We start from the raw sequence: 25,208 nt of genomic DNA on the forward strand, positions 1-25,208 counted from the left end.
AACCTCAATATATGAACATTTGTTCATATCTTGGGCCCGAGTGTGCCACATCCCATACACCTTGTCAAATTCGCCGCTTGGCCGTTGACCGGTTGCCGCATCGCACGGTTACCACCTATACTTGGCAGATCGCGTGTCGTACGGGTTACGCGCATGACCTCCACGCCTACCGGGATGCAATCGACCGAAGCGGTCGCCATCGAAATCAACGAGCTCAAGCCCCTGCTCACCGCTACGGAGCAGGCCTTGCTGCGCCAAAGCGAGCTGCTGCGTTCGCGCGGGCTGGGCCTGCCGTCGATGACCCACACGGCGATCAATAGCTTGATCCACTCGCTGGATACGTTTCTGCGCATCCTCCGCGATGAACAGCGCGAGGTCGCGCAGCTGCGCACGTTGGTCGCCAACTCGGCCTCGTTTAGCGGGTCGTTCGACCTCGACGAGATTCTGTCCGATGCCATGGACGGCATCATCACGATGACCGGCGCCGAGCGGGGCTGCATCATCCTCGTCGACGACGCAGGCAACTTGGACTTTCACGTCCTGCGCGACGGTACGACAGCCGCCAATCGCGGTCAAGTGCTGGACGGGTCGAATGCCGAACAGCAATTCAGCCGTTCGATCATTAACCGCGCGATGGAGACCGGCGAGGCGCTCCTCACTCACAACGCCCACGACGATCAGCGGTTGGTCGGTATGCAAAGCGTCGCGGCGCTCGACCTACGCTCGGTCTTGTGTGCACCGCTGCGCTATCGCGACGACATGCTCGGCGTGGTGTATGTCGACAATCGGCTTCGCTCCGGCGTATTCGGCGAGCGCGAGAAGGCGCTGCTGGTCGCTTTTGCCAATCAGGTCGCTGTTGCCATGAGCAACGCGCGCCTCTTCAATAATCTGCAGGCGACGATCAGCGAGATTACGCAAGTCAAGGAGCTGACCGACAACGTCTACAATAGCATCGACAGCGGGGTCATCACGATCGACGGCGAGGGCTTCGTCGTCCAAGCCAATCGTGCCGCCGCCGACCTGCTCGACCGGCCAGACCCGAATGCCCTGAACGGACAGCCGGTCGCCGACCTGCTTGAACCGGTCCTTGAGCCGCTGGCACGCGCGATTACGCAGGTCAATTCCGGCGCGCGCGAATCGTCGTTCGAAGCGACGGCAACGTTTGGCAGCAAGCCCAGCGTCGTGATTAACGTCCGCGTCAACCCGCTTGTCGGGCGTGACGTGCACGGGGCCGGCCACGTCATCGTGCTCGAAGACCTCACCGTTCAACGCGAGCGGGCCGAGACTCTGCGCATGTTCAAGTATTACCTGCCGCCGGAGATGGTCGACAACATCCAGCAGATCGCCGGGCTCGGGTTTGAAGGCGAGCGCCGTGAGGTGTCGTGCATGTACGTCGACGTGCGTCCGCTGGCCACCATGCCGGCCATGCGTCCACAGCTCCTCATGGAAGAGGTCAACATTTACTTGTCGCGCGCGACCGACTGCATTCACGAAGCCGGCGGCATGATCGACAAGTACATGGGCACCGAAATCATGGCATTGTTCAACACGCAGCTCAATCCGCTGGCCAATCACGCGGCCTGTGCGATTAACGCGGCCCTGCAGATCCACGAAAACTTCGCTGTGATCTACGACTCACTCGGGATCGACCAAGCCCAGTACCGCATCGGGATCAACACCGGCGTGGCGACGCTGGGGAACGTGGGCAGCAACACGCGCCGCGACTTCACCGCCATCGGCGACGCGATCAACCTTGCCAAGCGCCTCGAAGAGAGCGCGCTCGACGGCCAGATCGTCATCAGCGAAGACGTCCGCACCCATGCCGAACAGCACCCTCTGCCGGGCATCGGCAAAGTCGAGTATCACGCGCTGGAACCGCTGCAGGTCCGTGGTCGCCAGCAGCAGACCGCGATCTACTTGGCACGGCCGTTATGAGCGAAGACACTTTCCGCATCAGCGAAGGCGGCCCGTCCGAACTGCCGAATAACAGTCAGGAGGCCGCGCGTAAGCTCGCGCAGCGGGCCGATGACGTCGTCACACTGCTCAAGAGCCAGCGCGACCTGCTGCGCCAGCGCGGCATGAACCTACCGGTCGGCGCGCTGGAGACGGTGCTGACCGTCAAAAGCCGCCTCGAAGCCCTGAACAAGAAAATCGTATCGACGCTGATCGAACTGCGCACGCTGCGCGCGCTGGCCGAGACGACGTCGCTCATCACCAGCAACCTCGACACCGACGACGTGCTCAATCAGGTGATGGACACCGTTGTCGGACTGACCGGCGCCGAACGCGGTTACATCGTCCTGAAAGACCGCGAGACCGGGGCCTTCGACCAATTCACCGTGGCCCGCGGCATCGACATCGACTCGCTGTCGGCCGACCGCACGCCCGGCATTCCCAACCGTGACTACGCCGTCAGCCGCACGATCATCAACGAGGTCGCAACGTCCGGCCAGCCGGTGATCACGACCAATGCGCTGGAAGACGAGCGCTTTCAGTCGCAGCAGAGCATCGTAGGTCACGCCATGCGCAGCGTGCTTGCCGTACCGCTTCTGGTGCGCGGGGAGCTGACCGGCATTGTGTACTGCGACAACCGCGTACTGGCGGGCTTGTTCGCCCAGCGCGAACTCGAGCTTGTGACGACCTTTGCCGAGCATGCCGCGGTCGCGATCGACAACGCCCGCCTGTTCCAAGCCCTGCGCGACCAGCTCGCCGAGGTCACTGCCCTGCGCGACGAACTCGACCGCATCTTCGAGTCGATCACCGCCGGCGTGCTCACGCTCGACCGCTCCGGCACGATCACGCTGTGCAACCGCGCCGCGACCACTATCTTCAACGCGCCGGATGCCATGACGGGCGGCGTGCTAACCGACTACGTCAACGAAATGCCCGGCCCGCTGCAAAGCGCGATGACGTACGTCCGCGCTTCTAGTCGGCCCATGCCGTTCGACTTGGCGCTGTTCATCCCCGGGCGCGGCGAGTGCCATCTGAACATCGTCATGTCCCCACTGGCGGACGGCACCGGCTTGGCGCTCGTGATCGACGATCTCACCGTCGAGAAGGCGCGCGAGCAGCAGTTGGCCGAGGTCACGCGCTACCTGCCAACCGCGCTGGTCAAGAATCTGGCGTCCGTCTCCAATTCGGATGTGCGCGGGCAGGAGCGTCAGATCACAGCCATGTTCTGCGACGTGCGCGGCTTCACGCGCTTCAGCGAGAACATCGACCCCGGCGAGGTCGTGCGCGTCATCAACCAGTACTTGAGCCTTGCCAGCGACGCTATCGGCTTGTTCGAGGGCGTGGTCGATAAGTACATGGGCGATGCCGTCACGGGCCTGTTCAATACGCAGCTGAACCCGCAGGAAGACCACGCCATCCGGGCCATCAGTGCCGGCTTGACCATGCTGGCCGAGTTGGCTGCCCTACACGAAACGATGCCGGAGAACTACCGGCTCGACTTCGGCATCGGGATCGACAGTGGACTGGCGGTGTTGGGCAACGTCGGCAGCATGGACCGGCGCGAGTTCACTGCGTTGGGCGAGCCGACCGTTTTGTCGAAGATCCTGCAAGAGAATGCGCGCGCATCGGTGCTGATCAGCGAAGCGACGTACAAATTGGTGGCCGAAACCTTCCAATGCGAACCGGTCGTCCTCGAAAAGACCAAAGGCTACCAAGACTTGACCACGGCCTATCGGGTTGTACGGCGCAAGCACAATACGGGACTGGTCGCGCTCCTGATCGACTCCGAGCTGGCCGACCTGATCCACAAGACCGATTCGGCAGACAATGCCGTCGATTAGCGCCATCGCTTGCGCGAATCCTCATAGTCAGCTAACCCAAATTGCGCATAATGCGGCGATCACCGCGGACCGCAAATTATGAAGGAACCGCCCATGAATCGGGTACGCCTACTCCTCATCGCCGCCTTGATATTGGCCGTGGCGGCAGTGAGCCTTGCACAACCCCTACCTCTGACCGTCACACCGCCCGCCGGGCCGGTGGGCACCAACCATGACGTCGTGGCGACCGGTCTCGAACCCAACGCCGGCTATCGACTCGAGGTCGTCCTGCGCGACACCGGCGCGAATGTGTTCACGACCGACCTCATTTCAGATTCGAACGGACAAGTCACCATCAGCCTGCTGACCGAGCCCAGCGACACGGTCGGCGTGTACGACCTGACATTGTTCGAAGGCGACGTTCCGGTGCGTACCGGCACGATCACGATTACCGCCCCGTTCGAGCCGCCATCGGGCACGACATTATCCTACGGTGACGTGGTTGAGGGTTCGCTGGCCGTCGGTCAGGCGGAGTCGATCTACCTGTTTGACGGCGCTGAAGGCGACATCGTCAGTATCATACTGCGCTCGTCGGACTTCGACGCGTTCGTATGGCTGTACGGTCCTGACGGTGCACAACTCCGCTACAACGATAACGGCCTGCCGCCGACGAGCGACGCCGCACTGCTGACCTACGCATTGCCGTCCACGGGGCGATACACAATCGTGGCTACCAGCAGAGAGGCCGCCGAGGGCAGCGGAAGCGCCGGCCGCGGAGCTTTCACACTGTCGCTTACGGCCGCGCGCGAGGCGCAGGAAGGCGCGATCGCACCCGGCGAGACGATTTCCGGCGAGCTGGGGCTGTTGGCCCAACGCGCGCAGTACACGTTTAGCGGTCGCGCCGGCGACGTAATCACGGTCGACCTGCGCTCGGAAGCGTTCGACAGTTACCTGCGCCTGTTCACGTCCGACGGTGAACAGCTCGCGCAGGATGATGACAGCGGTGGCGGCCTGAACGCGCGCATCAGCCGCTTTGTATTGCCGTCCGACGGCGAATACGTCATCGTGGTCGACGGCTTCCGCGGGTTCACCGGCGAGCGCCGTCTGCAAGGCGTTTATACCGTTTCGCTTGAGATCGAAGGGCAGGGCCCGGTTATCGTGCAAGCGACCCCGCAGCCCTCCACCCCGACGCCTGTCCCGGCGATTGCCGGCGCGGTCGGCGAGATCGACTATGGCGAGACAGCCGTCGGCGAACTGACCGAACAGGCCCAGACCGGCACATTCCGTTTCAACGGCACGGCCGGCGACCGCGTGACGATCACGCTCAACTCGAGTGCCTTCGATCCGAAGGTGCGGCTGATCGCGCCTGATGGCACAGTGCTGGCCGAAGACGACGACAGCGGCCCCGACCTTAATTCGCTGATTAGCGAGTTCACCCTCCCGCGCGATGGCGAGTACGTGATCGAGGTCGACGGGTTCCGCGGCGCTTCCGGCGACCGCGTCCTGCTCGGCGAGTTTTCGCTCAGCCTCACGGCAGCCGGCGCGGTGGCGACCGCCCCGACGCAGGCGCCCGAGTCGACACCTGCCCCGCAAGCCGGCGGCGCGATCGCTGCCGGCCAGACCGTGACCGGCGAGTTTACCGAATCCGCCCAGACGGCAGTCTATGAGTTCACTGGCCGTGCCGGGGACACGGTCACGATCGACCTGCGCTCGGACGAGATCGACCCGCTCGTGCGGTTGATCGGGCCGGACGGCACGGTGGTTGCCGAGGACGACGACAGCGGCGGCGGTGTGCAGGCGCGCATCAGCGACTTCACGCTGCCGGCCGATGGCACGTACACCATCGAGGTCGACGCCTTCCGCGGCATCGACAGCAACCGGCTGATCCTCGGCGCGTTCGAGCTGGCGCTCTCCGTCGTCGAAGCGCCAGTCGTGCAAGCGCCGACTGCAACGCCTGAACCGGCCACGCCGGAGCCGACCGCACCGCCCGACGGCGCCACGCCGACCGCACCTTCGACCACGGTTATTCCGGCCCGGGCTGGAGAGGTCACGACCATCAACCCCGGCGATGCCATCGCACTGACGTTTGAGGGCGGCGAAGGCGAAGTGTTCGAATTCAGCTTCCGCGGCAGTGCAGGTGATGTCGCCAGCTTCAACGTGCTCAGCGACGGTGCGATCGACACCGCGATGGAGATCCAGGCCGACGACGGCTTTGCGGTCGCCAGCGACGACGACAGCGGTCCAGCCGCCGATCCCGAACTGCTCGGTGTCGAGCTTCCCGCCTACGGTGGGTATCGATTGATCGTCCGTCCGGTCGCTCCCGGCGCCACCGGCACCGCCACGCTCAACTTCATCAGCTACGTCGGGACGGCGATCGGCGAAGGCGGCATCAGCGTCAGCCTGAACGACAAATTCGGCCCGCAGTCGCTGCGCTTTACGGGCCGCGCCGGAGAGACGGTTCGCCTCGTGGTCACGAGCGTGTCGCAGGTCGGCGGCGAGCCGGAAATCGTCGTATCTCAGGGTGCCAATACCCTCGCCAGTCAGGTGATCGGCCGCAATCTACGCCTGACGTTCGAGTTCATCACGCCGACCGACGGTCGCGTCGACGTCAAGGTGCTGCGCGAGGCCGGCGCCTATGGCGAACTGCAGATCTCGCTGGAGCGTGTAGTCGAAGAGGAAGAGGCGCCCACTGAGACCGAATAAGGTCAGATAATTTAGCGATCGGGACGCCGTGATGCGGTTGGACACGGCGTCCTGTTGCGACTGCGCACTTTTTTGGGGGGGAAGATGTCGTGGTTTTCGACGATCCATACGCCGCGCCTGACCATCCGCGAATACGCCGAGGGCGACGCGGAAGACCGCGAGGCGCTCATGCGCGAGGCGTTCGAGAGCGACTATACGCTCGAACAACACCGTGGCTGGCTCGACTGGACGATCGCGAGCTACCGCGAGCACGGGGCGATGTCGCAAGCGCCATACGGAGACTATGTCGTCGCGCTGCGTGACACGGGCGAGGTCGTCGGGTCAGTCGGGCTGGTGCCGGCAGGCGTGCCGTGGGCGGTACTGCCGGCGTTTCGGCTTCCCGGTGAACCCTACCACACACTCGTCAGCGCAGAGTACGGCTTGTTCTGGGCGACTCGCAGCGCATGGCGCGGTCACGGAATCGCCGTTGAGGCCGCGCGAGCCTTCATGTACGAGTTTCTGTTCGGCGTTATGCGCGTTCGCCGCGTGATCGCAACGACCGACCGCGATAACTTGCCCAGCCAGCGCGTGATGCACAAATTGGGGATGACGGTGTACGAGAACCCCGACCCTGAGCCGTTTTGGTTTCAGGTCATCGGTGTACTGACCCACCCGGAGTTGAGTGGGCTGCAGGGCTAAAGCAACAAGTCGAGAGTGATGAGTGAGGAGAAACTGCCAAAGTACATCGCTCAATGAACGCTACACGGCTCGATAGCAGATCCTGCGACGTTCGACCATTGGCCTAAATCAGTGCCGGATAGACGCGGTCGGCGGCAGCGAAGCCCGACCGAATGCGATCGGCAATCGTCGGTCGCTTATCGGTGACGACGTAGTCGCTGCCGGCGACGGCGACGCCGTCAGGCAGGGCACGGTGCAGCGCCTCCATGCGCGCGGCGAATCCCGCATCCCGCCATTCCAGTGGTTCATCAAACGGCCACGCGAAGAGATGGGGGCGGATTTTTGGCGCGACGCGCAGGTCGAATAAAGTGGCTATTTGCTCGGAGATTCCGCGATTTTCCCATTCGGGATCGCCTGCTGTCGGGTCATAGCGCAGCCCGAACTGATGCCAGGTCATGCCATCCGGAACGCGGATCGGATGATCGACGCGGACGACGTACGTGATCGGTTTTCCTCCGACTCGCATGCCGCGTAGATCGCGGTCTATGTCCTGCGTGTAATGGACGATGTTTACACGCAGGATCGAATCGAAGCGGTAGTTGACAAGCTGCGCCGCCGCTGCGGGGCTGAGACTGCGTAGAATTCGTTCTGCGCGCGGCGCCGGCACAGCGATGATAACCGCGTCGGCTTCCAGCACCGTTCCGTTTTCCAAGCACAAGCAGAAGCGCGGAAATCCATGTGCGCGGGCGTTCGCGTCAAACTCGCCGATCGAGGTCACAGCAGATCTCAGCAGCAGAAGCTCCTCGAGCTGCGGCTTTAGCGCCCTCACGACCGAGGCCTGACTGTGCCGGAACATCACCCAGTCGCCGGGTTCATGCATGTCGATCGGGATCAGCTCATCCTCGAGGCCGATCTCATCCCACAACTCGTCATTAGGGTCGTCTAGTGTTCCCACCCGACCGAAATCCACAACGATCCCGCCAATCAAGCGTGCGCCCCGCAGCGATCCGCCCCACTTCGAATTCAGCTCGATGGTGGTTATCCGGATGTAGTTCCGCTCCCTGAGCGCGTGGGCGGCGGCAAGTCCCGACACCCCCGCGCCGATGATGACGGCATGAGGCAGCTTAATGGGCATAGGGGTGTCGTTCGGCTACTCGAGGCCCGCAGCAGCCCGCAGCGCAGCGGCGCGGTCGGTCTTCTCCCACGGCACATCGAGGTCTTCCCGGCCGAAGTGCCCGTAGGCCGCCACCTGCCGGTAGATCGGCTGGCGCAGTGACAGGTCGCGGATGATCGCTGCCGGGCGCATGTCGAAGTGCTTGCGGATCAGGTCGATGATGACGTCATCCGGCACCACGCCGGTGCCGAACGTCTCGACCGCCAGCGACGTCGGGTGTGACACACCGATCGCGTAGCTCACCTGCAGCTCGAAGCGCGATGCCAGCCCGGCCGCGACGACGTTCTTCGCAATGTAGCGGGCCATGTACGCCGCGCTGCGGTCAACCTTGGTCGAGTCCTTGCCGCTGAACGCACCGCCGCCGTGACGGGCCACACCACCGTAGGTGTCGACGATGATCTTGCGACCGGTCAGGCCCGCATCGCCCTGCGGCCCGCCGACCACGAAACGGCCGGTCGGGTTGATGAAGATGCGCGTATCCTGATCGATCAAGTGCTCAGGCACGACGTGGCGAATGATGTCGCGCGTGACGACTTCCTTGATCGTGCGCTGGTCAACGTTCTTCGCGTGCTGCGTGCTGATTACGATGGTGTCGACGCGCTTGGGCTTGCCGTGTGCGTATTCGACCGTCACCTGGCTCTTGGCGTCCGGGCGCAGCCACGAAATCTCGCCGGACTTGCGGGCCTCGGCCAAGCGGCGCACCAGCTTGTGCGACAGGCTGGCTGTCAGCGGCATGAGTTCCGGGGTCTCGTCACACGCAAAGCCGAACATCATGCCCTGATCGCCCGCGCCGATCGCCTCGATTTCGGCATCGGTCATGCGGTTTTCGCGCGCTTCCAGCGCCTGATTAACACCCTGCGCGATGTCTGGGGACTGCTCGTGAATGGCGACCATCACGCCGCACGTCTCGGCATCGAAACCGCCGGCGTCCGACCCGAGGTAGCCGATCTCGCGCACGGTTTGCCGCACGATCTTCTCGATGTCGACGTAGGCCGTCGTCGTGATCTCGCCCATGACGACGACGAGGCCGGTGGTCGTCGCGCATTCACACGCCACACGGGCGTTGGGATCCTGCGTCAGGATCGCGTCCAGCACCGCATCGGACACCTGATCGCACAGCTTGTCCGGGTGACCTTCCGACACCGACTCCGACGTATACATGAAGCTCGGCGACGTCATGAACGTCAATGTGCTTGATTGCGCCGCGCGTTCCAGCGATGCCATAACTCGGTTCCTCGTTGCAACAAAACGAAAACGCCGCTTACGGTGAAGGGCGTCTTGGGTAGGGCGTGGGGCTTCCACTCATCTCCCAGAGGCGACCTCTGCAGGACTTGGCACCGTGCCGGGGCTCCGGGGGTTGCCGCGAGTTCGTCGGGCCTGATCCCTCCCTCGCTCGTGATGAGTGCAGATAAACTGCACGAATACAGCGGCTGTGCCGCGTTAAGAATCAGTGTATCACGGGGTTGGCGCGCAATCAACGGTTCGGCGCGTGACCGCCCGGTCACGACGCGGTCACGCGATTTGGCCTTTCGCGGTACAGTGGAGAGTGCTCGCACCACACCGGGGAGGTGTCGCATGTTCCGTCTCGTCTCGCGTATTCTGGTCGTCGCCTATATTGCCGTGCCAATCGCCGCGGGGGTACTGGTCTACGGTTCCGTCCGTACGTTCGTGGACACGGTGTCGCCAGTCTATGAGACGGCCGCCGACGCCATCGACGACGCAGCCGAAGCGCTCCGAGATGAACTGGACGACCTGCGCGACAACTTCCAGCCGTTGGTCAATGCGGTCAACAGCATCCGCTCGGCCCTCAACACCGTCGCCAACTTCATCTCCAATCGGGTCAACGCAGTCATCGACTTCGTCAACGGATTTCCCGGCATCAACATTCCGTCGTTCGGGGGGATCAATCTGCCGAACATCATCAACCTCAACTTCTTGAGCACGATCAGCGAGAACGTGACCGAAATCGGCGACAACATCGGCACGATGGTGCAGACCACCACGCAGTCGTTAGCCGCCCAAGTCTCCCAGCTCGGATTGGCGCTGTTGCTGGTCATCATCTGGCTTGCGCTAACGCAGGTGCTGATCATCTGGGCGGTGATCCGCAACCTGTGGGGATAACGTCGCACTCCAGCGGGTACTCAGCGCGAGTCGGCAACTTCAAATATAGTGGTCATATCCGATCACGCTGTCCCGAGGTGACCCATGATCCGCTTACTGCTCATCGTTTTAGTCGTCGCCTACATCGCCGTGCCGATCGGTGCCGGATTCATCCTGTTCACAACCGCGCGCGACATGGTCGATACCGTGTCGCCGGTCTACGAGGCGGCATCGGAGTCGCTGGACGAGGCCGCGACCAACCTATCCGCGACCTTGTCCGATCTTAAGGACGACTTTCAACCCGTCGTCAACACGATCAACAGCTTGAGGAACCGGCTTGACGACGTGGCTGACTTCATCGAAGACAACGTGAACGACGTCATTGACTTCGTCAACAATACGCCGGGCGTCAACATCCCCGACTTCGACGGCATCACGATTCCGGCGGCGGTCAACGTCAACTTCCTGACCGACGTGGGTGACGACGTCAGCGACGTGATCGACGACGTGCGCGACATCATCGACACGACGCGCGAGACGGTCGCGGCGCAGACCAACATGCTCGGCCTCGGTGCGCTGCTCATCGGCGCATGGCTGGCGCTCACGCAGGTGCTGGTGATCGTGGCGATCCTGCGCAGCTTGGGGCGGTGATGCCGCCTACTCGCACGGATTGTACGGGTCAAGCGGGGTCTGCATCTGGTCGGGCGGGTAAGCCGGCAGGATGAAGTCCCCGCACACTTTCTCCATACGCAGCAGGGCGTCGAACGCGGGACGCAGCGCGATGTAACCCATGTCGAGGCGCGGCACGGTGACTGAGAACCAGTACTGCTCGTCCTCCTCGGTCCAGTGCACGTCGGCAAGGAAGATCGCGCTCATTAGGCCGACCCACGGCCGCCAATGTTCGGCGGCGTAGGCGTACGCCTCCCGCAGGTACTGCGCCTGCTGCTCCTCAGTCACGGCGTACCAACTGTAGTCCGGGTTGTTCGGGTTGGTCGTCCAGCCGACCTCGAGCAGGGCCATCTGGCGCGCCGCATCCCCGTTGGCGATCATGATTTTGCGCAGGTCTTCGATGCGCCGGAAGCTCATCCAGCGATGCCGGCCTTTCGCCACAGCGTCGTCCGGGCCGACATGCGGCGCATCGTAGCCGGCGGCATGCGCGCCGACCACGTCGACATACTGCTGGAAGCCGGCATCGTACATATCCTGTAAGTACAGGTCGTCGCGGCGGGCGGTCGCGTCGTCGTTGCCGGTCGGCGATAGGCCGGCGGAAATGATGATCGCGCCCGGGTCAGCCGCACGGATCGCGCCGCTGCACGCCGCCAACAGGGCAACGTAGTCGCGGGCATTGGGCGCGAACCCGCCCCACTCGCGCGAGAGGTTCGGCTCGTTCCACACTTGATAGGCACCGATGCGACTGGCATAGCGATCGGCCACCGCGCCGCAGTAATCCGCCACGTCGGCGAGGTCGGCGGCAGGGCCATCGTGCGCGTTGAGCGAGAAGCCGTCGGGCCGCGCCCATTCCGGCGTCAATCCCAACCGCGCGACCATCTGCACACGGCGCGCCTCCAGCCCGTCCATGATCTCGTCAAGCCGGCTGAAATCGTACGGCCTGCCCGGTTCGCCTTGCAGGTCGTCCCATGCCACGGTGTGCTTGATGTGCGTGAATCGCATCATCCGGATCCAGTCCATCTGCGTGCTGGCCAGCCCGCCATCCCACCACAGAAAGGCGTGGATCGCGTATGTCAGCGACTCGAACGGCGGATCGACCACGGCCGCGCCCATGAACGGGTCGTCATCGGGGCGCACAGTTAGGAGCACGAACGCGCCGATCGTGACGATCAGCGCGACAGCCATCAGCGCCGCGATGCGAACAAACACCGCCCTCCGCACCCGGGCGGGCGCGGAGGGCGAAACAGACGCTTTCATCGGGTTTACTGAATGCCCTTGTATTCCCTACTCCACTCGCCCAGCGCGTCGAACACGGGGCGATGTACGAAGTTCGGGCCGATGATCGAATACGGGACGTTGTCGTTGTCTGGCGCCCAACCGGCTTGCGGGCCGTAGTTTAGGTTCCACAGAATGGCGATCCGCACCGTGCCCATCTCAACCATCAGATCGAGCGCCTGCAGCGTCCAGTCGCGTTGTTCTTGTAAGGTGTTGTCGACGGCGTAATCCCAGCCCGCCGGCACGCCTTCGAGATCCTCGCCCGACGCCCAGCCGAACTCGGTGATGCACAGCTTCTGCGTGCCGCCGGCGGCCTGAACGCGCGTCGCGTAGTATTCGAGCGTGCTGCGGAAGCTCCAACTGTGATGCGGGTTGTCGAACGGCCCGCGGAACGTCGCTGACGGATCGTCGGTGACGGAGTCCCAACGCTCGAGCGGATTGAGGTTATAGCCGTTGTGGTGCGCGCCGATGCAGTCGGCATAGTTGAGCATGCCGGCCTGAATCATGGCGTCGAAGTAGGCGAAGTCGTCAATTGCGCAGACCTCGCCTTGCGCGTTGGTGCAGCCGCCGGTGGTCGACAGCGCGCCGCTGACAACGATCATATCCGGCTTGATCTGCTTGATCGCCTGATAGGTCTGGCGCAGCATTTCGACGTAGTCCTCGGCGCGCAGGCCGCGCACCGACGTCCACTCACGGTCGAGGTTCTGCTCGTTCCACACCTCGATGGCATGGAAGCGGTCGCCAAACCGGGTCACAAGTTCGGTCACGAAGTTGACGTAGGTCTGGTAGTCTGCCGGCGGCCCCTTGCGCGTCAGATCGACGCCGGGTTCGCGCGCCCAGTCCGGCGCATCCACAACCGAGAGCAGCACGCGCGTGCCGGTATCATCAGTCGCGCGAAGCGCCGTACGCAGGAAGCGGAAGTCGTACTCTCCGGGCGACGGCTCGGTAAACTCCCAGCCGATCTGAACCTTGATCCAGTCCATGTGCAGCTTCTGGTGCACATCGCTCATCCAGCCGCGCATCTCGTCTTGATCGTTGCTCGGCGGGACCTGTACCTGAATGCCCAGCTCGAAGTCGTCGACGTCAATCGGAGAAATCGTTGGCGTGAGCGTCGGCAGGGGTTCCGGCGAGGCTGCCTGCGCCTGTGCGATTACGACCGGGGTGGACTGCGCCGACTCGACTGCCGGCGCCGCGGTTGGCTCGGGGGCGTCGGTAGGCTGTGGCGGCGTAGTGCTGGTCGGGGCCGGCACGTCGGTAGCAGGCGCCGCTGCCGCGGGGTCGGTCGCGGTCGGAAACGCGACGTTCTCCAAGGCGCTTTCGGAAGCAGACGTCGGCGTGTACGTCAGGTAGATCCCGAAGAACGTCAAACCGGCGATGATGAAGGTCAGCATCGACCACGTCAGGACGAATCCTCGAACCTGATGTTTGATGACCGGCGTACGAGACATAAGTGTGCTCCTAGTGTCGGTGATGTGATTAGCGAGCGCCTGCGATCGCGTCGCAGGCAGGACAACCGCCGCCGGGCCGGATAATGGCATACCCGGCCTGCGGATCGTTGGCATCGTACGTGCGGAAGTCGATATTCCACACAATCAGCAGCTTAACCCGGCCGCTCTGCGAGGCAATCGCCATCGCTTCGGCGAGCCACGCGGCCTGCTGCGCGACCGTCGTGTTTGCGCCCCACGCGAAGTTCGGCGCGATCGTGCCGTAACCCTCCGGCGTGACGTAACCCAACTCCGTAAAGCACAGCGGCCGATTGGTAATTCCGCTGTACACGTTGATCATAGTCGTGAAGAAGCGCGTATAGTAGTCGCCGCGCGGGTCGCCACTGGTCGCGCTGGGCGGCACGATACCTTCATTATAGTGGACGCCTACACAGTCCAAGTAGTTCAACCCGCCGGCAGCTACCACTTCCGCCAGCCAAGCGTCGTCGTTGCGCACGGCACCCGCCGGGAAGTCAAGCTCCCCTCCGGTCGGCGCTGGCGCGGCGGAGATCACCATCGTGCCGGGGCTGACGCTCTTGATGGTGTTGTACGCGCTCGCGAGCATGGCGACGTAGTTTGCGCCGCTAATCTGCCCGCGCGGCCACTCGCGATCGATGTTCGGTTCGTTCCAGACCTCGATCGCATCCGGCCCTGCCGAGGCGATCCCGCCGAGCCAGTTGGCGAAACCCTGAATGTAGCCTCCGCCGCCAAGCGCAAGATCGTTCGGGGAACCCAGCGCGCTCACTAGAATCTTGAACCCGCGGTCGCGTGCGGTTCGCACCACGTCGGCCACCGCTTCCGGCCCGGTGCCGGGCGAGTAGCGCACCTGTACCTTCATCCACGTCATGCCGGCACGCTGCATCGCGTCAATCGCCGCTTGGCTCTCGACACTGGTAACCTGCCCGCCGTACTCGAAAACACCGGTGATAATCGATCCGGGGCCGGGGTTGATCGCGGCGAACTGGCTGCCCGGGCCAAACTGCGCGCTGCGCGTCGGGATGATCGGCGACAGCGTAGGCGTTTGGGTTGGAATCAGCGTAGGTTCCGCAGTCGGCAGCGGGCTTGGCGTGGGTGTCGGGCGCAGCACGGCCACCTGCGCGCCGCTGCGGGCAACGGCTTGTTCGCCGTCCACGACCTCAACGTTGATCGCGAAATTGCCCTCGACCGCCTCCAGCGTCACGACCAGTTCCTCGTTGAGGCCGGTGATGACCTCGCTGCGCACCCCGCTGTTGTCCTGCACGCGCCAGCGCAGCGACAGATCGGGGACGCTCGGTTCGATCGGGAGCGAGAGCTTGTAGTTCAGCACTGATTCCGGCACACCGGCGGCCAGCCCGCCCGACGACAGGTCGGAAAGCGCCGCGCCACCGATCAAGTGCGGGCGCAGTTGGTCGAGCCGGAACCGCAGCGCGCCGGCGGTCGTTAGCCACACTTTCTCGACAGCGGTGCCGTCCGGATTGCGATATAGGATGTAAGGCGCTTGTACGGCCACTTCGACGCCGGGCAGGGCATCGAATCCATCGAGGCGGGCGCGGATGATGTCCCCGGGCGCGGCGACGTTGCCGGCCACCTGCACATTACCCAGCTTCGACAAGGCGTCGGTGTACGACACCGGCACGAATCCGCCCCGTGTCTCACGCAACGACAGGGCGTTCAGCCCAGCCAACAGCTTGTACCGGCTGACTTCGCGCGTTGCCCAGCGAAACAACGCCTCGATGCGTTGATCGGGGCCGGACGCGTACGACAGCGGGTCGAGACCGAGTTCGACCTGCAGGTAATCCGTCACCAACCCGATCTCGCGCCAGTCGAACACGCCGGTATCCCACTCGCCATCGGTATTCTCGGGCGCTGGCACGATCACCCCAAGCAGCAGTCCATTGGACGAGAACGCCTGCTTGAGTTCCCTAACGAAGTCAGAGAACGCGCCGCGGGCGTCCAACGGCAACCCACGATACTCGATGAACAGGCCGTCGAACCCGCTGCTGATCGCCACAGAGACGAGGTTCAGGATGTGCGCCTGCCGCAGTGCCGGATCGTCGATCAATGCGACCACGGTCTGTACGTCGATGGCGCGCGGATCGTCGAAATTGCGCACAATCGGCATAACTCGATAGGCGGCGTTAGTGACGAAGCCGGGCGCGAGGCTTCCGATGAGCTGACCGGCGGCGTTGGGGGTCAATCCGGCCGGGCTGACAATCGACGCGAGCTGTGCGGCTTCGCGGGTCAGCTCTTGCGTGATCTCGACGGGGACGACGACCGTCGGGTCCACGGGCGACGCGCTGAACAGCCCGACATAATCGACGACCCGGGCTGACGATACGAGCAGGGTCCCCGCTTGCGTAAGCTGCGACGGCAGAAACCGCCAGCGGTCGGTCTGCGAGTCGTAGCCGTATATGTCAAGCGTGTCGAGGTCGACGCCTTCTGGCAGGTCGAAGTCGAGTGCGATATCGGGAGAAGCGCGCCCGATGGTGTCAAGCCTGTAGATGGGGCTCGCTGCCGCCAGTGCCGCCGGCAGCGCACGGTGGGCCGCCGCGCTGTCCTGATCGGAAGCGAACGCCTCCACGGACAGCGCACTGAGGGCAACGCCGAACTCGTCTGCTGCATCTAAGTCATCGACGATGACACGGAGACCGTCCGCAGCAGCCGCGTTGTTCTGGCCGTCGAACATCACGTATTCCGGCCCAAACAGCGACTCGGCGAGGTTGAACGGCGGAAGGAACAGCCCGACCACGATCAACCCGGCAGCGACGATCAGCGCCGTCGCGGCGATTACGATGCACCCGAGCGTGTTCGGCCCGCGCCGCCGGTACACAGACATCACCTGTGGCTCGACCGGAGTTACCGTTCGAGCTTCGCCGGTGGATGGACCATTAGGGGGTTGTTCCGTCATGCGCGCTTGGCAAGATCCCTGACTGTAGTGGTTCGAGAGTGTAACAATGCAGCCGTCGATGCGGTAGGGCGAGCGCCGCGCCGTTGGGGATGCGTCGGTCATGCGCACTTGTTCCAGAATCCATACTTTCGAACCGCCGCCGAACGGCAATCGCGGCATCGACAAAGATCAATAACCCCAGACAAAACCTTACGAAATCGCAACAACGTTCCGTGGTACCGTGGGCAAAGCGCAGCTATGCGAAGGCCGCAAAGTGCAAGCCGTGTACGAGATTGACGTCCCAAGCGAGGTTCAAGACCACAGCCCGACACAAGGCGCGTGGGTGTGGTCCTTGCGCTCCGGCGTCATGCGCTGGTCGCACAAGATGTTCGAGATTTTCGGCGTCAACGAGCGCCAGTTCGACACTACGATCGAGAACTACAGCCGCTTGATTCACCCCGCCGACCGGCGGCGCGTACAGGTCGCGCTGATGCAGGGCATTCGGGAAGGGAGCATCGGGCCGTTTGTCTATCGGATCGTACGCCCAGATGGCGAGCAGCGCACGGTCGAGGCCGTGATCCGCATGGAGTACGACATCGATGGGGTCATCCGGCGCGTGAGCGGCGTCCTTACCGACGTCACCGAGCGCAGCACGGGTGGGACAAGCCAGGCGTCGGCGGCTGTGACCAAGCCGTTCAACGCCACCACCGCTCTGATTGACGAGTGGCGCGCGTTCGGCCGCGACATGGCCGACCGGCGGGGGTTAGCGTTCGAGTGTCGCATCGGCGACCGTGTGCCAGCCGACCTCCCCTTCGATAACACACTCCTCACACAGATCGTCAACCAACTGCTGCGGAACGCCTGCCAGTTTACGGCGCGTGGCAAGGTTGGGCTGTCGATTGCGCTGCGCGACTCCGTGCTTGAGATCAGAGTGTGCGACACCGGCGCCGGTATCCCGCCGCACGCCACGATCCTGGCCCTGCGCGGCCAACGACTGCACAGCACGACAACCGGCACGGACGAGGACGAGACAGGCCACGGCCTGCCGATGGTCCGGTCGTACGTCGAACGGCTCGGCGGCAGCTTAATGGTCGCCAGCACAATTGGCGCAGGCAGTACGTTCACCGTGACGCTTCCGCTGCCCACAAACGCACCCGGCCCTTGACAGCGCGACCCCTACACCTATAATTCCGACCGTACTTTGCCGCAGAATGCAGGTGGGTTCGCCCTTAATTTCCTGCCGAGGTAAAGGCGCATAGGGACTGATTCACAGACCGTATGGCGGCCTTTGCGTTTTGCGCGAGGCCGCTTTTTCTTTGCGGCACTCAAGGTCGGTTTATCGGTAAGGAGGGTTGACCTTTGGCACTCACACGTGAGCGCAAGAACGAATTGGTCGCCCAGTACGTCGATCTGCTCAGCAAGACCCGCGGCTTCGTTGTCGTTCAGGCTTCTGGCCTGAGTGTCAAGGAAATCGACGGCCTGCGCGCTGCGGTTCGCAACGCCAACGGCAAGTATGTCGTGGCCAAGAACACGCTGCTGTCAAAAGCCCTCGAAGACGCCGGATTCGCCGTCCCCACGGACTTGCTCAAGGGCCCCAACGGTATTGCATTCGGGTTTGATAACTTCCCGGGTGTGGCCAAGGCGGTTCTCGACTATGCAGCAGACGCGACCCGCGTAGAGAAGATGAAGATCGTCGGCGGTCAGATGGGCAGCAATGTCCTGTCTGATAAGCAGGTCGACGCCATCTCGAAGCTGCCGTCGCTCGACGAACTGCGGGGACAACTCATCGGGCTGATCGTGGCTCCGGCCACCGGCATCGTCAGCGTCATTCAGGCGGCCAACAGCAGCGTGGTTAACGTGCTGCAGGCATATCTGGACGACCGCGAGCAGGGCGCGGCCTAGCCCATCCGGGCGGCACGTCCCACACACTTTTTCGCATACGCGCACATTGCGCAGATCGCACCTAAGGGAGCATCAGTCATGGCCGATTTGAACAAGCTGGTTGAAGATCTGAGCGCGCTGACCATTCTGGAAGCCGCCGAACTCAAGACCCTTCTCGAAGAGAAGTGGGGCGTGAAGGCCGCCGCTGGCGGTATGATGATGGCCGCGATGCCGGCTGCCGGTGGCGCTGCCGCCGCGGCCGAAGAAGTCGAGGAAAAGACCGAGTTCGACGTCATCCTCGTCGATGCCGGCGCCAACAAGATCAACGTCATCAAGGTCGTCCGCGCCCTGACCTCGCTGGGTCTGAAGGAAGCCAAGGACGTCACCGAGACCGCAGGCGCCAAGGTTCTGGAAGCCGTGTCGAAGGACAAGGCTGCCGATGCCAAGAAGCAGCTCGAAGACGCCGGCGCCAAGGTCGAGGTCAAGTAGTTTCGACCCCTGCCAAAACAGCCACGACGGCCGTTCCCAAACCGGGAACGGCCGTCTTGATTCATGGCCTTTGCGCGCCGATAATCTGCGGTTATTGACGCCTTAACGCGCACCTCCTATAGTCCAAGGCACACGTTGAGACCGCAAACCGTCAGGAGCCTTGCAATGGCCGATCACCCGCTTGTTGAGCAGGCGCAAAGCCTCGGCACGCCGCTGATCGACGGCGACACCGCGACGTTCGTCTGGATCGGTGAGACTGCGCCGGAGCTGATCGGCGACTTCAACGACTGGGGTGCGTCGGCACTCGGCTCGGTGCAGATGACGCAGGTCGCCCCCGAAGTGTGGACACATGCGCTTACCCTGCCATCCGACGCATACATCGAATACGTCTTCACGACCGACCCCGACGACCCCGACAAGAGCTTGCTTGACCCGCTCAACCGCCGGCAGGTGAGCAACGGGATGGGTCGCACCAACAACTACTTCGCGATGCCCGGTCGCCAGACGAACGTCGCCGCCGAGTTTGTCAGCGGCGTACCGCAAGGCGACGTCACCCGCCACGCGATCTACAGCCCGATGCTGCTCAGCGGCAACCGGCGCGACGTGTGGCTGTATCACCCGCCGACCGACGAGCCGGCGCCGCTGATCGTCGTATACGACGGCAAAGACTATTTCAGGCGGGCAAACCTCACGCAGATCGTCGCCAACCTGATCGCCACCAAACAGATTGCGCCGGTCGCTTTGGCCATGATCGACAATGCCCGTGAGGACCGGTTTCTGGAGTACAACGCCACGGAGACGGTTCTGGCTCAGGTTACCGAGCTGGTGATGCCGCTGGCGTATAACAATCTAAACCTGATCGACCCGGACATTTCGCCCGGTGCGTGGGGCGTGATGGGCGCGTCGATGGGCGGGCTGATGGCCATGTACACCGGCCTTCGCCTGCCGCAGGTCTTCGGCAAAGTCATTTGTCAGTCCGGGGCGTTCCAATACGATCTGACGGACTACCCGCCGATTGTGGACGTGCTGGTTCGCGGTCTGCCGAAGGCGCCGGTTCGAATATGGCAGGACGTCGGCCGATTCGAGTGGCTGCTGGCCGAAAACCGGGCCTTCAACGCGCTCCTGAACGAACATGGATACAAGGTTACATTCCGCGAGTTCAACGGCGGCCACAACTGGTCGTCGTGGCGCGACATGCTGCCTGCTGCGCTCAGCGCTCTGTTTCCGGCGTGATCGAACGTTCGCGCGGCGTGCCCCATTTGGCACGCATCGCCGCGCGCTCCTCCGGGCTGAAGAAGTGCTGCGCGAGGCGACTTTCGTAGTAAGTATCGAGGATTTCATCGGGAATGGTGAGGCGCGCGTCGAATTCGCGCCGAAGCTCGGCGTAATCCTTCTGATCGGACCGGTTGACGCGCGGAATTGACAGTCCCTGCACGCCCGTGAACGCGCCGATCGCCTCCGCCTTGGCTTCGTCCGGCAGCTCGGAACGGACCACCAGCAGCGAGAACGGGCCTTTGGTGTACGTCGCCCATCCCTGTTCGCGCGGGAACGAGTCGCGATACACGTCAATCCCCAGCACAGGCTGAATCTGACGGTCGAAAAACTCCACCGTATAGCGCCCATGAATGTACTTGTTCAGGAAACGGTCGAGGGCTTTCTCGACGGTCAGAACACGCCCTTTGGCCGCAGCACGTTCGCGCATCGGGGGGACACGCATGAAGAATCCCGACACCATCACCGCGATGGGATCGCGCACCGTCGCGATAAACAGCGTACGTCGTTGCGCGTCAACGATGTGGCGTTTGATCCAGCGCCAGCGGCGCGGTTTGAGCCGGTCGTCCGTCAACGCGTCGTCGGTGAGCATGTGGGTGTGCAGCGTGAACGCTCCACGCCGGTCCAGCGCCTCGGCCACCGAGTTCGAACCGCTTCCGCCGGTGGAATACAGAACGATTGGCGTCTTGCGCAGCACATACAACTGCGCGTGCAAGCGAAACCATTCCCTCGCGAGGTAAGGCAGATTGCCAATGGAATTGTCGTAGCGGGTCAGTTCTCGCCGGTTCAATAGATCCACCTCGGCTCTCGCGGCCCCTAGACCATGATACACGCGCATAGGGTACCGAGATTGAATGTGTGCCGATCATATCACAGCACAGGTCGGCACCTGCTGCCACGCGCAGCACGGCATCCGAACGTCAGCGCGGTTGTCTTGTTCGCGATGGCAGCTGTACGGGTGGTGTACAAGACGGCGCCACCGCATAAGAACACCCTTAGACGGGGAAATTCATACAAAATTCTATGACTCGGTTGATATACTGCGGTCGTTGTGACCAGTCATCGTAACCGGGAGAGAATGCATTGAGTCAGGAATCGACGACGCCCGTAGACGAGGCCGCCGAAGAATCTGCCGCGGCCGCGGAGCAGACGCCGAACGACAGTCAAGACGAGGTCGGCGAAGACACTGCGAGCGTGGAAACTGTGGATGCCGAGGCTAAGGCAGAAGTCTCTCCGGAGGTAGCGGTATTGTTGGCAAAGATAGAGGAATACAAGGACGGATGGCAGCGTGAGCGCGCCGAGTTCGCCAACTACAAGCGGCGGGTCGAGCGCGAACAGGCCGAAGTCCGTCAGCGCGGCGTTCACGACGCCGTGGCGCGCGTGCTCCCCATCATCGACGATTTCGAGCGCGCGATGCAGTTCGTCCCTGAGGAGTTCAAGGAGAACCCGTGGCTCAACGGCATTGACCTGCTGCTGAGCAAGTTCGACAAGTTCCTCACCGAATCGAATGTTGAGAAAATCGACCCGACCGGCGAGCCGTTCGATCCGACACGGCACGAGGCGATCGGGCTCGAAGACACCGACGAGGTCGAAAGCGGCCTCGTAAGCACCACCCTGCAGAAGGGGTACATCAGCGGCGATCGAGTGCTGCGCCCTGCGTTGGTTCGCGTCGCTAAGTAGGCACAAGTCAGAGGAGTAGCAAACACATGGGTCGCATTATCGGAATTGACCTCGGGACCACCAATTCGGTCGTGGCAGTCATGGAAGGCGGCGAACCGACCGTCATTCCGTCGTCTGAAGGCGGCCGGCTGATCCCGTCGGTCGTAGCGATGAACAAGAACGGGGAACGCTTGGTCGGGCGCGTTGCGCGCAATCAGGCCATCATGAACCCCGACAACACCATCTTCTCGGTGAAGCGCTTCATCGGCCGGCGCTTTCAGGACCGCGAAGTACAGGATGCGGTCAAGCGCGTCCCGTATCAGGTTAGCGCCGCGCCTAACGGCGACGTGCGCGTGAAAATGGCCGAACGCGACTACAGCGCGCAAGAAATCTCTGCGATGATCTTGCAGAAGATCAAGGCCGATGCCGAGGCGTATCTGGGCGAGAAGATCGAGAAGGCCGTCATCACTGTGCCGGCGTACTTCAACGACAGCCAGCGCAACGCCACCAAGGACGCCGGCCGCATCGCCGGGCTTGAGGTCGTCCGCATCATCAACGAGCCGACTGCATCGGCGCTCGCCTACGGCCTCGACCGCAAGAATGGCGTGGTCGCCGTGTACGACCTCGGCGGCGGCACGTTCGATATTTCGATCCTCGAGATCAACGACGGCGTGTTCGAAGTCAAGTCGACCAACGGCGACACGTACCTCGGCGGCGACGACTTCGACGACGCGATCATCGACTGGCTGGTGAACGGCTTCAAGGCCGAGCAGGGTATCGACCTGCGGCAGGACCGCCAGGCGCTCCAACGCCTGAAGGAAGCCGCTGAAAAGGCCAAGATCGAGCTGTCGAGCGCGTTGAGCACGGACATTCAGCTTCCGTACATCACGGCCGATGCGTCCGGCCCCAAGCATCTGAACATCGCGCTCAGCCGCGCTAAGCTCGAACAGCTCACGGCGCATCTAGTCGAGCGTTCGATGAAGCCGGTCGAGCAGGCGCTCAAGGACGCCGCGATGACCAAGGATCAGATCGAAGCGGTCGTGCTGGTTGGCGGTATGACCCGCATGCCGGCGGTGCAGGCCGCGGTCGAGAAGTTCTTCGGCAAGCCGCCCACCAAGGGTGTCAACCCCGATGAAGTCGTGGCGCTGGGCGCGGCCGTTCAGGCCGGCGTGCTGCAGGGCGACGTCAAGGGCATTCTGCTGCTGGACGTCACCCCGCTGACGTTGTCGATCGAGACATTGGGCGGTGTCTCCACACCGATGATCACGCGCAACACGACCATCCCGACGCGCAAGTCGCAGATCTACAGCACCGCGGCGGACAACCAGACGCAGGTCGAGATCCACGTCATGCAGGGCGAGCGCCCGATGGCTGGCGACAATACGACGCTCGGCAAGTTCATCCTTGACGGACTGCCCCCCGCCCCGCGCGGTGTGCCGCAGATCGAAGTCACGTTTGACATCGACGCGAACGGCATCCTGAACGTGAGCGCCAAGGACAAGGCAACCGGTCGCGAGCAGAAGGTCGTCATCACTGGCGCAACTGGCCTCAACAAGGACGAGGTCGAGCGTTTGGTGCGCGAGGCTGAATCGCACGCCGCCGAAGACGCCAAGAAGCGCGAGCAGGTCGAGGCCAGCAACGCCGCCGACAGCGTGGTGTTCACCGCCGAGAAGCTGCTGCGCGAACATGGCGACAAGCTGCCGGAGCAGCAGAAACAGCAGACACACGAGATGATCTCCGCGGTCAACGCGGCTCGCGAAGCCGGCGATGTGGAACGCATCAAGTCGACATCGGACGCGCTGGCGCAGCACATCCAACAGCTTGGCGCCGCCATGTATCAGCAGGCACCGTCGAGCGACAGCGGCGACGCCGGCAACGGTACCGGCGGCGACAATAAGGGTGAAGACGTCGTCGACGCCGAGTTCACCGAGGCGTAAGCCCTACGCCTCTCCGCTAGAACGGAATTGAGGGACGCGTGCCGACCGGTGCGCGTCCCTTCCCATTCGTATCGTATCGCCCGCCTACCATACAGGACTGCTGATCTCCAATGCCCCGCGACTACTACGACGTACTCGGCGTATCCCGCAGCGCCAGCAAAGACGACATCAAGAAAGCGTTTCGCGATCTGGCGCGGCAGTACCACCCGGACGTCAACAAGTCCGCCGACGCGGAAACACGTTTCAAGGAGATCAACGAGGCGTACGGCATTCTCAGCGATGACGATCAGCGCGCTCGCTACGATCGATTCGGGCACGCCGGTGTTAGCGGCGCTGCGGGCGGTGGGTTCAGCGGCTTCGGGGGATCAGGATTTGCCGGGTTCGAGGAGATCTTCGAAGAATTCTTCGCGGGCTTCTCCGGGCGCGGCGCATCGCGGCGGCGCGGGCCAATTCAAGGCAGCGACATCCGCGTGGACGTCACCTTGGAGTTCGTCGAGGCGGTCAACGGTGCCGAGGTACCGGTCGAGTTCGAACGTCTGGATACCTGCGAGACGTGCAGCGGCTCGGGCGCACAGCCGGGTACCAGCGCGACGTCCTGCCCGCAGTGCAACGGCACCGGCGAAATCCGGCAAGTTCGCCAGACGTTCCTCGGGTCGGTCGTGCAGGCCTCGCCATGCCCACGCTGTGGCGGCGCGGGTACGATCATCGAGAACCGCTGCAAGACTTGTGACGGCGCAGGCCGTCGGCGCCAGCGGGCATCGACCACAGTCAAGGTACCGGCCGGCGTACGCGAAGGCTTGCAGATACAGTTCCGCGGCGAGGGTGACGCCGGCGAACGCGGCGGCCCCCGCGGCAGCCTGATCGTCTACGTGCATGTGCGCCCGCACGAGTACTTCCAACGGCGCGAGAACGACATTCTGCTCGAGATCAAGGTCAACGTCGCACAGGCGGCGCTGGGCGACAAGGTAAACGTTCCGACCGTCGACGGTGATGTCGAACTCGTGCTGGCCGCCGGCACGCAGACCGGCAAGGTCTATCGCCTGCGTGGCAAGGGCTTCCCGCGTCTGCGCTCGGACGGGACCAGCAGCGGACGCGGCGATCAGCTCGTGCAGGTCATCGTCGAGGTGCCGACCAAGCTAAACGAGGAGCAGCGCAAGTTGTTCTCGAAATTGGCTGAGTCGTTCGGTACGAACGTCAACCCGACGGTCAGCGGTTCGGGTAAGAACTTCGTCGAACGGATGCGGGACTTCTTCGCCGGCGAGTAGCCGG

At 63.3% G+C, this 25,208-nt stretch carries 19 protein-coding genes, 1 riboswitch and 1 other annotated feature; of the genes, 13 read left to right on the forward strand and 6 right to left on the reverse strand.

The genetic code is table 11. From position 1 onward, the window contains the following. Positions 1-153 precede the first annotated feature (153 nt). The 4 genes from IPM16_10080 to IPM16_10095 all read left to right on the forward strand — a co-directional run bounded on the left by IPM16_10080 (position 154) and on the right by IPM16_10095 (position 7,154). Positions 154-1,935, forward strand: a complete 1,782-nt coding sequence (locus IPM16_10080; protein MBK9123450.1) for a GAF domain-containing protein — start codon at positions 154-156, stop codon at positions 1,933-1,935. Next, the gene (locus tag IPM16_10085) at positions 1,932-3,794 is read left to right on the forward strand and encodes a GAF domain-containing protein (GenBank protein MBK9123451.1); all 1,863 of its coding nucleotides are present in this window, start codon (positions 1,932-1,934) and stop codon (positions 3,792-3,794) included. The genes IPM16_10080 and IPM16_10085 overlap by 4 nt, the downstream gene beginning before the upstream one ends. Positions 3,795-3,887: 93 nt before the next feature. Then, positions 3,888-6,476, forward strand: a complete 2,589-nt coding sequence (locus IPM16_10090) for a PPC domain-containing protein (GenBank protein ID MBK9123452.1) — start codon at positions 3,888-3,890, stop codon at positions 6,474-6,476. Between the two features lie 84 nt (positions 6,477-6,560). After that, positions 6,561-7,154 carry a GNAT family N-acetyltransferase gene (locus IPM16_10095; GenBank protein ID MBK9123453.1) on the forward strand — a complete coding sequence of 198 codons (594 nt, stop codon included), beginning with the start codon at positions 6,561-6,563 and terminating at the stop codon, positions 7,152-7,154. Positions 7,155-7,257: 103 nt separating this feature from the next. Here IPM16_10095 and IPM16_10100 read toward each other — a convergent pair whose 3' ends face one another. Continuing rightward, a complete protein-coding gene (locus IPM16_10100; protein ID MBK9123454.1) occupies positions 7,258-8,268 on the reverse strand; it encodes an NAD(P)-binding protein in 1,011 nt (336 codons plus the stop codon). Positions 8,269-8,283: 15 nt separating this feature from the next. Continuing rightward, complete coding sequence (locus IPM16_10105) at positions 8,284-9,486, reverse strand: methionine adenosyltransferase (GenBank protein MBK9123455.1); 1,203 nt, start codon at positions 9,484-9,486, stop codon at positions 8,284-8,286. Positions 9,487-9,606: 120 nt separating this feature from the next. Next, a riboswitch (SAM riboswitch) is annotated at positions 9,607-9,712 on the reverse strand. A gap of 170 nt (positions 9,713-9,882) precedes the next feature. Here IPM16_10105 and IPM16_10110 point away from each other — a divergent pair. Further along, a complete protein-coding gene (locus IPM16_10110; GenBank protein ID MBK9123456.1) occupies positions 9,883-10,428 on the forward strand; it encodes a hypothetical protein in 546 nt (181 codons plus the stop codon). An 84-nt stretch (positions 10,429-10,512) separates the two neighbouring features. Continuing rightward, entirely contained in the window at positions 10,513-11,058 is a 546-nt protein-coding gene (locus tag IPM16_10115; protein ID MBK9123457.1) for a hypothetical protein, read from the forward strand. Positions 11,059-11,064: 6 nt separating this feature from the next. On the opposite strand, the gene IPM16_10120 is transcribed toward IPM16_10115, so the two are convergent. Genes IPM16_10120 through IPM16_10130 form a run of 3 tightly spaced genes read right to left on the reverse strand, consistent with a single transcriptional unit; the run spans position 11,065 to position 16,881 of the window. Then, complete coding sequence (locus IPM16_10120) at positions 11,065-12,285, reverse strand: hypothetical protein (protein MBK9123458.1); 1,221 nt, start codon at positions 12,283-12,285, stop codon at positions 11,065-11,067. Between the two features lie 53 nt (positions 12,286-12,338). After that, positions 12,339-13,799, reverse strand: coding sequence for a beta-galactosidase (locus IPM16_10125; protein MBK9123459.1), 1,461 nt, complete (start codon positions 13,797-13,799; stop codon positions 12,339-12,341). 28 nt (positions 13,800-13,827) lie between these two features. Continuing rightward, positions 13,828-16,881 carry a hypothetical protein gene (locus IPM16_10130; GenBank protein MBK9123460.1) on the reverse strand — a complete coding sequence of 1,018 codons (3,054 nt, stop codon included), beginning with the start codon at positions 16,879-16,881 and terminating at the stop codon, positions 13,828-13,830. Positions 16,882-16,984: 103 nt separating this feature from the next. Here IPM16_10130 and IPM16_10135 point away from each other — a divergent pair, with 103 nt between their 5' ends. From IPM16_10135 to IPM16_10150, 4 genes are all read left to right on the forward strand, one after another. Beyond that, complete coding sequence (locus IPM16_10135; protein ID MBK9123461.1) at positions 16,985-17,866, forward strand: PAS domain-containing sensor histidine kinase; 882 nt, start codon at positions 16,985-16,987, stop codon at positions 17,864-17,866. A 21-nt stretch (positions 17,867-17,887) separates the two neighbouring features. Further along, positions 17,888-18,025, forward strand: a sequence feature (ribosomal protein L10 leader region). A 35-nt stretch (positions 18,026-18,060) separates the two neighbouring features. Continuing rightward, on the forward strand, positions 18,061-18,603 hold the full coding sequence (locus IPM16_10140) for a 50S ribosomal protein L10 (protein MBK9123462.1): 543 nt from the start codon (positions 18,061-18,063) through the stop codon (positions 18,601-18,603). A gap of 78 nt (positions 18,604-18,681) precedes the next feature. Continuing rightward, entirely contained in the window at positions 18,682-19,071 is a 390-nt protein-coding gene (gene rplL / locus IPM16_10145; protein MBK9123463.1) for a 50S ribosomal protein L7/L12, read from the forward strand. Positions 19,072-19,236: 165 nt separating this feature from the next. Beyond that, a complete protein-coding gene (locus IPM16_10150) occupies positions 19,237-20,304 on the forward strand; it encodes an esterase family protein (GenBank protein MBK9123464.1) in 1,068 nt (355 codons plus the stop codon). Here IPM16_10150 and IPM16_10155 read toward each other — a convergent pair. After that, positions 20,282-21,133 (reverse strand): hypothetical protein, encoded by an 852-nt coding sequence (locus IPM16_10155; protein MBK9123465.1) that lies wholly within the window; start codon positions 21,131-21,133, stop codon positions 20,282-20,284. The two genes, IPM16_10150 and IPM16_10155, sit on opposite strands and share 23 nt — an antisense overlap. A 293-nt stretch (positions 21,134-21,426) precedes the next feature. On the opposite strand from IPM16_10155, the gene IPM16_10160 reads away from it, so the two are divergent. From IPM16_10160 to dnaJ, 3 genes are all read left to right on the forward strand, one after another. After that, positions 21,427-22,023, forward strand: a complete 597-nt coding sequence (locus IPM16_10160; GenBank protein ID MBK9123466.1) for a nucleotide exchange factor GrpE — start codon at positions 21,427-21,429, stop codon at positions 22,021-22,023. A 26-nt stretch (positions 22,024-22,049) separates the two neighbouring features. Further along, positions 22,050-23,939, forward strand: a complete 1,890-nt coding sequence (gene dnaK / locus IPM16_10165; protein MBK9123467.1) for a molecular chaperone DnaK — start codon at positions 22,050-22,052, stop codon at positions 23,937-23,939. Between the two features lie 110 nt (positions 23,940-24,049). After that, positions 24,050-25,204, forward strand: coding sequence for a molecular chaperone DnaJ (gene dnaJ / locus IPM16_10170; protein ID MBK9123468.1), 1,155 nt, complete (start codon positions 24,050-24,052; stop codon positions 25,202-25,204). Positions 25,205-25,208 lie beyond the last annotated feature (4 nt).

Origin of the sequence: Candidatus Flexicrinis affinis, from assembly GCA_016716525.1 — a bacterium.
Lineage (GTDB): Bacteria > Chloroflexota > Anaerolineae > Aggregatilineales > Phototrophicaceae > Flexicrinis > Flexicrinis affinis.